The sequence below is a fragment of the Pseudoalteromonas ulvae UL12 genome, assembly GCF_014925405.1.
Lineage (GTDB): Bacteria > Pseudomonadota > Gammaproteobacteria > Enterobacterales > Alteromonadaceae > Pseudoalteromonas > Pseudoalteromonas ulvae.
Genome location: NZ_AQHJ01000020.1, coordinates 46,259 through 56,738, shown reverse-complemented (window position 1 = coordinate 56,738; position 10,480 = coordinate 46,259). Strand labels below are relative to the sequence as shown.

Annotated in this window: 6 protein-coding genes; 3 read left to right on the top strand and 3 right to left on the bottom strand. The window is 39.9% G+C overall.

Translation table 11 applies throughout. From position 1 onward, the window contains the following. Positions 1-6 precede the first annotated feature (6 nt). The 3 genes from PULV_RS01505 to PULV_RS01495 all read left to right on the top strand — a co-directional run bounded on the left by PULV_RS01505 (position 7) and on the right by PULV_RS01495 (position 2,495). The gene (locus PULV_RS01505; protein WP_193330716.1) at positions 7-396 is read left to right on the top strand and encodes an MbcA/ParS/Xre antitoxin family protein; all 390 of its coding nucleotides are present in this window, start codon (positions 7-9) and stop codon (positions 394-396) included. Further along, entirely contained in the window at positions 377-1,063 is a 687-nt protein-coding gene (locus PULV_RS01500; RefSeq protein WP_227009332.1) for an RES family NAD+ phosphorylase, read from the top strand. The genes PULV_RS01505 and PULV_RS01500 overlap by 20 nt, the downstream gene beginning before the upstream one ends. A 157-nt stretch (positions 1,064-1,220) precedes the next feature. Next, complete coding sequence (locus tag PULV_RS01495; RefSeq protein ID WP_193330715.1) at positions 1,221-2,495, top strand: tyrosine-type recombinase/integrase; 1,275 nt, start codon at positions 1,221-1,223, stop codon at positions 2,493-2,495. Between the two features lie 424 nt (positions 2,496-2,919). Here the strand turns inward: PULV_RS01495 and PULV_RS01490 are convergent, their stop codons facing one another. The 3 genes from PULV_RS01490 to PULV_RS01480 all read right to left on the bottom strand — a co-directional run bounded on the left by PULV_RS01490 (position 2,920) and on the right by PULV_RS01480 (position 10,299). Beyond that, entirely contained in the window at positions 2,920-8,502 is a 5,583-nt protein-coding gene (locus PULV_RS01490; protein ID WP_227009331.1) for an ATP-binding protein, read from the bottom strand. A gap of 48 nt (positions 8,503-8,550) precedes the next feature. After that, a protein-coding gene (locus tag PULV_RS01485) for an IS3 family transposase (protein WP_193330714.1) occupies positions 8,551-9,698 on the bottom strand; the annotation gives its coding sequence in 2 pieces (ribosomal slippage) (positions 8,551-9,464 and positions 9,464-9,698; 1,149 coding nt in all). Next, entirely contained in the window at positions 9,664-10,299 is a 636-nt protein-coding gene (locus PULV_RS01480; RefSeq protein ID WP_193330713.1) for a hypothetical protein, read from the bottom strand. Before PULV_RS01480 ends, PULV_RS01485 begins: the two co-directional genes overlap by 35 nt. Positions 10,300-10,480 lie beyond the last annotated feature (181 nt).

Genomic DNA, 10,480 nt, shown 5'->3' with positions numbered 1-10,480 from the left:
ATTATTATGTCTGGCTTAGAACAAGCCTATTTGGCTAAAGATCCTGAAAAAACAGCTAAAGTTGCCCTTTCGGTCTTTTTTAATATTATGGCTAGTTGGAATGTAAGAGCTAAAGATCAGATTGTCATGCTAGGGAAGCCAGCAGAATCAACGTTCTACAATTGGAAGAAGGGGAAGGTTTCAAGCCTCTCTATCGATACACTTGAGCGTATCTCCTATGTGATGGGGATATATAAGGCATTGGGGATTTTATTTCCCACCCGAGAGCAAGCAGATGCATGGCCACATAAACCGAATAAAGCCTTCAACGGGGAGACGGCGATACAGTTTATGCTTAAAGGCAGTATTATTAATTTGAGTGATATGAGGCGATATCTTGATTCACAACGAGGTTAATACTGTTCTACCTGAATGGGATAAATTACATCGATTAGTACCAAGTCATTTCCCGCCGATCAATTTGTTTGAGAATGTTGCATCTACTGATGAACTTGAGATAGTTTTCGCGATTGAATCACTCACTAATGATCGGCTTCGTGATGAGGTGGGTGATTTGGCGCTTGTTCCTATGCAAGAAAGAATTTCCGGATCTGGTTCAACACCTGTGATGGCTGCATTTACACATATAGGAAGTCCCACACGCTTTACTGATGGAACAGAATACGGCGTATATTATGGTGCAAGAGATTTAGATACGGCATTTGCAGAAACGATTCACCATCGTGAAAGGTTCTTATCAGCTACCAACGAGCCAGACACCGAGTTAACAATGCGTTGCTATATCAATAAAGTGGCATTGGAACTTCATGATGTAAGGGCCGAGGAGTTTGACTTTTTATATACTGATGATTATTTAGCTCCGCAGAATTTTGCAAAGGAAATGCGTGCCGGTGGTAGTAATGGTTTACTGTATAAAAGTGTTCGTGATAGAGGTGGTGAATGTGTTGCGGCGTTTAAGCCTAAAACGGTTACGATTCCAGTTCAAGGTGGGCACTACAAGTACATTTGGAGTGGTAAAAAACAGAAGATAGAAAATATTCTCGAAGTTAACCTAATCAAATAATACTCCTATCAAAAAGAATGAAATGAGCTTATTACTCTGCTACCGATAATTAGGGTTATCGGTAATTGATGATGTTAGAAGAGGTATGGGTTAGAATTAATTGATACTAATAACCTACCGACAGAAATCATTGTCGGTATTGAATTGAGTTTTTCTTATGACGCCCTTTTTTGATACTTTGGAATTCGTCGAAGCTCCCAATGAGTTTATTAATCTTTCCATTCGGCATATTTCTACTGAGAATAAAATTTCTGACGCCGGGTATGTATATGGCCTTGCAGTAGATTTCCTTATAGATAACTCTTCATCTGAGCAAACATTTAAAGCATATCGTTCTGAGTTGGAGAAATATCTAGTTTGGTGTTGGTTGGTTGCTAAGAAACCTTTGTGCGATATTGATCGTAAAGACATGCGTCTTTATGTTGATTTCCTTAAATCACCTGATGATGAGTTTATCGGTACAGTAACAAACTCTAGGTTCAGATTAAATAAGGCTACTGGTTGTAGGGAGCCTAATGAGAACTGGAGGCCTTTTATCAGAACTATACCAAAGGGAGTAATTGCTAAAACTGGTGTGCATGCTTCTGATGTTCAATATAAGGTGAAATCAGCTTCTATAAAATTAAGCTTGAGTGTCCTTTCAAGCTTTTATGACTATTTGATAGACTTGGATTACGCTGAGAAGAACCCCCCTGCAAATTTAAAAAGAAAGAATGAGTTTAATCACAAATCGCAGGTTTCTGGCGATGTGGTTAAATACTTCACCGAGATACAGTGGCAATTTGTTTATGACGCGGCTTCTGAGTTGGCGCTTCGCGATCCAGACAAGCACTCTAGGACGAGATTCTTAGTTTCAATGTTGTATGGTGTTTACCCAAGGATAAGCGAGTTAGCAGCAAGACCTGGTTACTCTCCTCTTATGTCAGATTTTGAGGCTGACAGAAATACAGGGGCTTTCATGTTTTCTATACCGATTTCCAAGGGTAATAAAGGTCGTAAAGTCTCTGTTTCGGATGATTTGAAAAATGAACTAATACGTTACAGAGCGTTTTTGGGGTTGCCTTCCCTCCCATATCCAAGTGAAATGGAGCCGCTTTTTTGTCGGCATATAAAGAAGGGTGATGAGATAGTAAGGATAAATGAAAATCTCGGAGATCGACAACTAAGAGATATAATGCAGTTAGTATTTGACCTTGCGGCCACAAGGTTAAGAGATGCAGGTTTAGTTTATGATGCGGATATACTTTTAGGGGCCTCTCCTCATTGGCTAAGGCACACGGGTATAAGTCATGATATAAATATCAACAAGAGATCTCTTGCTGAGGTTCGAGATGATGCTGGTCATGATTCAATAGAAACGACTTCTATATATTTACACACCAGTTCTTTGGAAAGGTATTTGAGTGCAAAAAATAAGAAATTGTCATTTTGATGACTTTGGATTACCTACCCTAGCCTGTTGTCTATAGCTGTATTATAGATCGGCGTAACTGTGGGTAAAAACCAACTCGAATTAGTTCTTCCTTACAATTATTCAGTAATCGAAAATCGGTTAAGGTGATTTAATCGAAAATCGGTTAAATCGACATGATCGTGTCGGAGGTCATTAAAGTTTTAACTTTCTTTCTTCCGAAGTTTATTTCTATAATTGGTATCAGAGGTCAAATGAGACAATAAAGTCCTAAGATCACTTTTCGATAAAAGCAAGTTAGTTTTATAGCAAAAAGCATTTCTATCAGATTAGGAAAAGCATGCAGAAGATTTCATCGTTTTATATAACAGAATTATTTCTGTCTCTGTAGTTTGGTAGGGGTAATAACTACCCCTTGCAATAATGTACAACCATTTTAATGTGACTACCAATTAATTCTCTGTTGGATGAAAGTAGTGTTAGGTTCGTATGTATTTCGACTATAACTGCGTATTACTGCATTTACTTTTATCGCTTCGCCAATGACTTCCCTGATTTTTTTAACTGCCTCGTCAGAGGCGGTCACAAGCCATCCATTTGAACAAATATCATCCATTTTTGGTGGTTGTCGAGAAATAGGACCATCTTTCCAGTAGATGCTTTCAACCATTATATCCCCTTTCTCATTGATCCAGCGGAACACTCCTTCATCAGAAACAGACCAACCCAGAAACAAGCCAAAAGAAGGATTTAGTGCTAACCACTCAATGCTTCCATGATCGATGTTTAAACCTGTACCATAAATTACCAGTGATGGTTCTATGGTTGCAGTGATTTCAGGGTAATCAATTGCAGACCTGTTCATCATGCTAGGGAAGAAAGCAGAAGGTGAGGTAACTTCTTCATCGTCATTCCATTCAGGATGACAAACTGTAGACATACGAACCTCCGTCGGTAAATCCCAATCTAACCATCTCCAGGTTGTAAGTTCACCAATAATTTGTTTTTCAGTGCCTATACAATCAACAAATTTTGTAATACTTTGTTCAATATCCCCCAACCATTCATCGTGTTTATGAGATATATCTCGATCTTTTGCTTTCGGTACAACAATACCCTCAGGTCTAATAGTGGGCTCAAGTTCTAATAACAATTCATCACTACGTTTGAAAATCTTTCGCAGAAGATCAATTCCTTGATGAGGTATTCTCCCAGCATCCAATAACTCGCACACCACATAAGAGAGTGCCAGTTTTGCCACTTTTGGTCTCAGTCTATGGTAGGTCAGCTTGAGTCCAACGCCTTCCAACCAGTTTACATAAATTTCTTCAGCCTGCTTATTCCATTCATTCTCTGGAATCAAAGTTTTCATAAACTCACAAGCTCTGTAGGCTAAATTCTCAAACGGTACGTTTGAGAATTTAGCCACCAGCTCCGCTACAGACACAAAAGGATTAAGCAACTCAATCGGGTCATCAACATCAGGAAGTGTTTCCCCTGGGCGGATTGCTGAAAATGGAATAGCTTCCTTTTTATTGCTTATTTCAGGTAACTCCAATTCGTATATCAAAGGTAACTTTGATCGTTCATGTGGAGGTAGCCTACCTTCGATCCCTATCCAACTAGACAAATCCAAGGCAATCATCCTTACACTAAAGTCTTTCGACGCACAGAGTGAAGATATTTTCTGCTCAAATTGAAGAGCAAACCCTTTGAAATCCTTTTCCAAGCTACTTAACAAAGATACTACTTTTACCTGCGTCAACCCAATTTTGTCTATTCTATCAGCTATTTGCCTAAGAATTTCTGGCCAATTAGCTTTAATTTTAGCCAAATCAACGATTGCCTGATGAGCCATAACCTCTAATTCAGGAATAGCGACATCAAGCATATCGAATGCAAACTCAATGAGTAAATTAGCATCCTTCTTCTCGCCAAAGTCATTTAACAGTGCTGGTGGATTCTCAGTACCTTGTTCAAAAGCGTCTAGCTGGTATGCATGTTCTTTGATTTCCTTCCAAATGGGTAGGACATCTTTATCCTCAAAGAGGATATCGACAATTTCTTGTAAGTTCCAAATTAAGCTGTTTGGATACCTATTTTCACCAATATAATCATCAACTAAACGAGCGAGCGCTTTAGGTCGCCACTTTTTAGGATCAATTTCAACAAGGGCTCTAAATATCGACTGCGTAGAACCACCATCCCAATGCAAATCCCAATCTTTGGCATCCGTGTTATCGAATAAACCTTCTAATAAACTCTTCGCTTTATCCACTTCGCCATGTGAATATAATGCGGTAGCAATACAAGAAACGACATTATTATCAGGCTTAACAGGAGGCTTTAAAAGCTTATAGAGTTCCTCTAATTGAGAGACATTCATACCTTTTAAAAAAGGTTGAATTAATTTCATCCAGCGGAAATAGTCAACGGATTCAACAGTTCGAAGAAGCTGAAAAAGGCTTTCAGAAGAATTTACTGTCAGCTGAGCTTCTTTATCTGTAAGTTTTTGCCCGGTATTTAATGTCAAAGAGGGTTCATGAGTAACATGCTTTTCTTGGGGGGTAGAAAACGCCATTGATGCATAAAAACGATTGTCTAGCCCCGCATCTCTGACGCCAAGCGCTATCCCCTCTAACCACGAGTAACGATTTGAAGGTAATGAATGTGTATTGATAGATGCAATAAGCTCTTCTATCTCATCCGCCATACTATCATCGGAAGATTGGCTGTATCGAGATACCAACTTTTTAGGCAGTTCGGAAGGGTTGTACTCTTCGAAAGGGATCAGCAGCTTTTTCGCCATCACAGATATTTCTTTCAATGCCGGACAAGAACCATCAAGCAATCCAGACAGTAAACCTGTTAGGCCTGGAGCATAATCAAGTCCTTTATGATCGAATAACCACCTCAAGAGCTTTAATCCATATCCCGGATTCCAACGTGAGGTAATAGTGATGAGATCAAGTCCTGCTTCCTGCGTACCACGACCATTTCCCGACTGTTCCAAATTTACTAACGCCAAAGAAAATCGACATATTTCACCGTATGCTAAATCAGGATATTGACTGGTAAACTTATCTAACCACGATACCCAATGGGAAAATTGCCTGTCTTTCTTATGATATATTCCAAAAGAACCCACGAAGATTTTAGGTAAAAGGCTAGCTGCTCGATCTGGTTTACCAATCTTTGACCACATTATAGAAAGTTCATAATACTCAGATATTTTGGAGTGGATTTCGTCAAAATCGGGGATCTCTTTTTCGATTTGATCCAGCACGTCAACAAAATCATCCCTGCCATTCCCTTCTTTATACAAAGTGAAAGCAATTTCTCTGCGCCAGCTAGTCGGCCAATACCGTTTATCCCAATCTTTTCTAAAAGCATCGGCTAGAGCCAAAATACAATCACGTCCATGTTGAGCAGTGGCCCTTATTGCGAAATTAAAGTAATCAACAGCGGCTGATTCGAACTCATACCACCCTATCCAATCCCTTGTTTGATTATAAGGCTTTCGTAATAATTCAAATGATGGCTTAATTTCTTGAACAATAAAACTTGGTAGAAGTTTCTCTCCAGCCCAACCTCGTCCCCAAATGCTTGAAAACCTGACTAAAGCACGTTCAAATAAGACGTTTCCTGTATACTTTTCTTCGCTTTCATTTGGAACCACCTTAACAGGATCAACACTTTGGCCCAGAGCTGCTCGTAGTCTATTAAGACGAATTCGACCATCGAATGGACTTAAGTTCTTCCATTGACCATGAGCGCTATACTTATAAAGTTTTGGCTGTTCTAAACTTTTAAACCATGCTTTAGTTTTTTCTACACTTCCATTGGCTCTGTAATCCAGTTCAGCAACCAACACCTTGTCCGAAAAATCTAAGTCATAATTATCAGACCAGTCAATAACGGCCTCGAATGCAGCGTCTACCAAAGCCGTTGGATATTGGCTAATGCATATGGAAATACATAAATTTACAAAACTATCAAAGTGCTCTTCTTTTTCTGACAAGAAGGAAAAAAGCTCACTTATTTTCACTTCGTCTTTTGTTTCATAAACACCATTGACAAACCGTACCAACAAGCGAGCATGCAGATCCTCATTATTTCCACTCCTTGCTCCCACATCATCTTCATACTTCGTTTGGTGTATAGTTGAGATGAGGTCATCTAGGGGCATGAAATAATGAGCCACATCAACCCATCGTTTCAAATTTTCAGCTCCACCATGATGCGGATCAACAGCGTCACTACCTGACAAGTAACTTAGCGGTTCAGCAGTTTCAAAGACCCTTTTAGCTTCATTAAAGAATTTGTTCTCAGCAAGAACTTTAGAAAATTTGAGCGCTTGTGCATCACTTACTCTAAGTAATTCTCCGTCGAATATATAGCTAAGCGCTGAACTTACCCCCTCCGATGAAAATAAGAGATTAAGTACATCAATTTCATTAAGGGCATCTCTACGCTCTCTAAGCTCGCATTCAATTAATAAGCATCTCACTACTGCAAGCGGGTCATTTAGCTCCTTCGCCGACAATAGAACAGCGTCAATATCATCTGTCAAACTCGAAGTATTCCGAAGATTAAAGAACTGTTCTCTAAAGTAACCTTGAGTCCCTATACCAATTACAGCTTCCATCTGCCGAGCATTAAAAAGGTGGTAAACTGCCTCCCATCGCATTGGATCATTACCATCAGACGATTGAATACAATGCTCAGCTAATACCTTGTGATATTTGATATCCTGTGAATCATCAAAATTACCAAATAGGTTACGGCTCGTTTTATCTAAAATAAACTGCCGGAAGCTGTTATGGAAAAAACGCCAACTTACATCACTATCTTTCTTAAAATAGTGAGATGCAGTTGATATAAACGCGCGAATAGTTGAATATTCAGACCATTTATCAAGCAATTGAGTGTTTATTGGTACTCTCAATCTTGACAATAACGCAAGCAAGTCAACAAGGTTCTGATTGCTCTCTATTTGCCGCCAATAAACTGAGTAGCTTTGCTCAATATGTCCCTGATAAGGAGGAAACTCATCAATAGTTTCATCATAACTCTTACCCGAACTGCTAGTAATAAATTGCAGCAAATATACTAAAGATAGTGGGTGTCCTAATGACTTTTCGAAAATTCTCTTCTTGGCATCATCTGTTAGTTCGGAACAACCTGCCCATTCTTTTATGGCTGCATAGACATTTGTCCGAGTTAGAGGAGATATCACAATGGTTCGACTTTCATGCCTGACATGCTCCTTTATCGTGTCAGAGAGATCGTTCAACTCCAACGTTTGACTCCCTAGAACAAATATCACTCCATCAGGTACGGTGTTAGGGGGAGGAAAATCTGACAACAAACTCTGTAGAGGATTTTGCTCTCGTTGAATATGGTCTAACCCATCGACCATGATGATGGTGGTTACACCATCATTTTTCCATTTTTCATGGGCTTGCTGAAGCTGCTCTCCTAACAACGATAGGTATTCTTCTCTTGAGCCTGGTTGCCCAGAACTTTGACCAAGAAAGCCATGATTTTTTAGCGACAAGGTAATGTCATGAAGAAAAGTACTCGCTTCACCACGCCCTTGATAAGTGCTATCTGGAACATACGCGTAATATCTAACTAACTTATATCCTGCTTTATACCTTAAAGTATGAGTAAGCGTTGTTGACTTTCCAGAGCCTGGAGTTCCCAGCAATGCGACATAGCCCTGCTTGGTTTGTGATAATACATCAGATATAGAAACAACCGTTTCTTCAATTTCTTGATAAGTTCGATCAATAGGAAATTCGTGAACAAACTTATGTTTGAATCTATGGCTCCACGCCAACCTATCCAACATATCATCTTTGGATAGCTCAATAATTCGACGTTCACCTCCTGCCATTTTCGTCAGGAGGTTATATATTTTTTCAATATCTTCTTGTTTTCTTGCTTGTCCCTGATTGGTTATAGGGATGTCAGCTGGTCGCTTATAATTGAATCCAAGCTCACAACAACGAATAAAATTCAAAAATTGGTCATCATTAAAATTTGATCGATTTGGACTTCCCAGCTCTCACTAGACAGTCTGTTGTTTCAAAAAATACGCTTCTTCGAATTTAGCAGGTGATATACCGCCTGTATGCGAGTGGCGTTTTTTTGGATTGTAAAACATTTCTATAAAGTTAAATATCTCTGTCTTCGCTTCGTCTCTGGTCGAATATATCTTCTTTCTGATCACGCGCTTTTTAAACGTAGCAAAAAAGCTCTCAGCAACCGCATTATCATGACAGTTTCCTCTGCGGCTCATGGAAGGAATAAGGTTATGCTCTTTCATAAACGCTAAATAATCTGCACTGCCATACTGACTGCCTTGATCGCTATGTACCAACACAGATTGTTCTGGCCGACGTTGGTAAACGGCCATTAATAATGCCCGGATAACCAAATGCTTATCCATGTTTTTATCCATCGACCAACCGACAACGCGTCGTGAGAACAAGTCGATAACTGTCGCTAAGTACAGAAAACCCTCATACGTTCGCACATACGTGATGTCACTCACCCACGCAGTATTAGGTGAGTCTGGGGCAAAATCACGCTCCAATACGTTATCTGCAATCCGTGATGGCTTAACGCCTTTGATGTATTTGCGCTTGTAACCAATCTGCGCTCTAAGGTTGTTCAGTCGCATAATTTTAGCAACACGGTGCACGCTACAAGACTCGCCCGCTTCACGAAGATCACGATGTATCCAAGGGCTACCATATGTTCCGCCGCTGGCAATATAGAACTCTTTTATCCGCTTGAGCAGGCGATTATCTTCAATCGCTCTCGTGCTCAACGGCTGTTTAAGCCATGCATAAAAGCCACTGCGATTGATTTTTAATACACGGCACATGGATAACACAGAGAACTGCTTCTGGTGATCTCGGATAAAGGCGTACTTTACTCTGGCTGGCTTGCAAAGTACCTTGCGGCCTTTTTTAAGATGTCCCTTTCCTCCGTGACTCGCTTCAACTCTGCCTCTAACTTAGCAATTCGAACCGAATCATCAGATGACTGGCGAACGGCTTTATTGCCACTTAACAGGCTTCGCCAGTGATAGAGGGATTTAGTTGAAATACCAAGCCGATCAGCAACTTCCTGAACTGAATAACCACGCTCAGTAATTTGCTTGACTGCTTCTATCTTAAACTCTTCGGTATACCGTTTGCCTTTGCTCATAAACACCTCTATTTGAAGTTACATTGTAACTGTTAAAAGTGTCTAGCAAAGTCTGTGAAGTCCAATTCTGTAAATCCAACAGTGTCTCTTTCCAACATACCGCTACTTTATCAAGACCGGTTTCACACCACTTTCTATCGAACCAACATTCTTTTAAGAAAGATTGGAAGTGAGCATGTTTAGGGACTTTATCGCCTAAAGGAATTTCGGCTTTAGGGTTTGGGCTAGGTACTAGCTTATGAAGCAGGTGAACTTTTACAGTTCTTTCTTTGTAATTATCACTTAAATGATTCCACCCTTCTGTTAGCTGCCTGAAAAGGCTTAGCTTTTCACCCCCTTGCTTTGTAGGAGTGTCTCTTATAAAGTCTGCATAACTAATTTGTCCAACATATTCCGCCCACTTCACCTGATACGCATCAAGCTTACCAGTAGTAGCTATAAGTATGTCATCCAAACTTCCCGCATCAGGATCAGCCACTCGAAACCATTCAAGACTTCCACTGAGCAAAGCTTCATATATTAGGCCTGCTGCTATTTCATACTGCGGTACATACCCCAGCATTGCAGTACGTTCACCGTCCCCTGAATTAGTATTCGACACTCTAATATGTTCCTTAAAAAGACAATGCCACGCTTCCTTGTAGACTTTAAGAAAAAATAATTAATGAATATTATTAGTCGGGAGGCACTGAGTCGCTACAGTTTCAGTCGTCACTTTGTCGTATTACTCTATTTTAGTCAATATTAGGCGAGAGATCTTCATTTCAAGTAGCGTTGCTAAC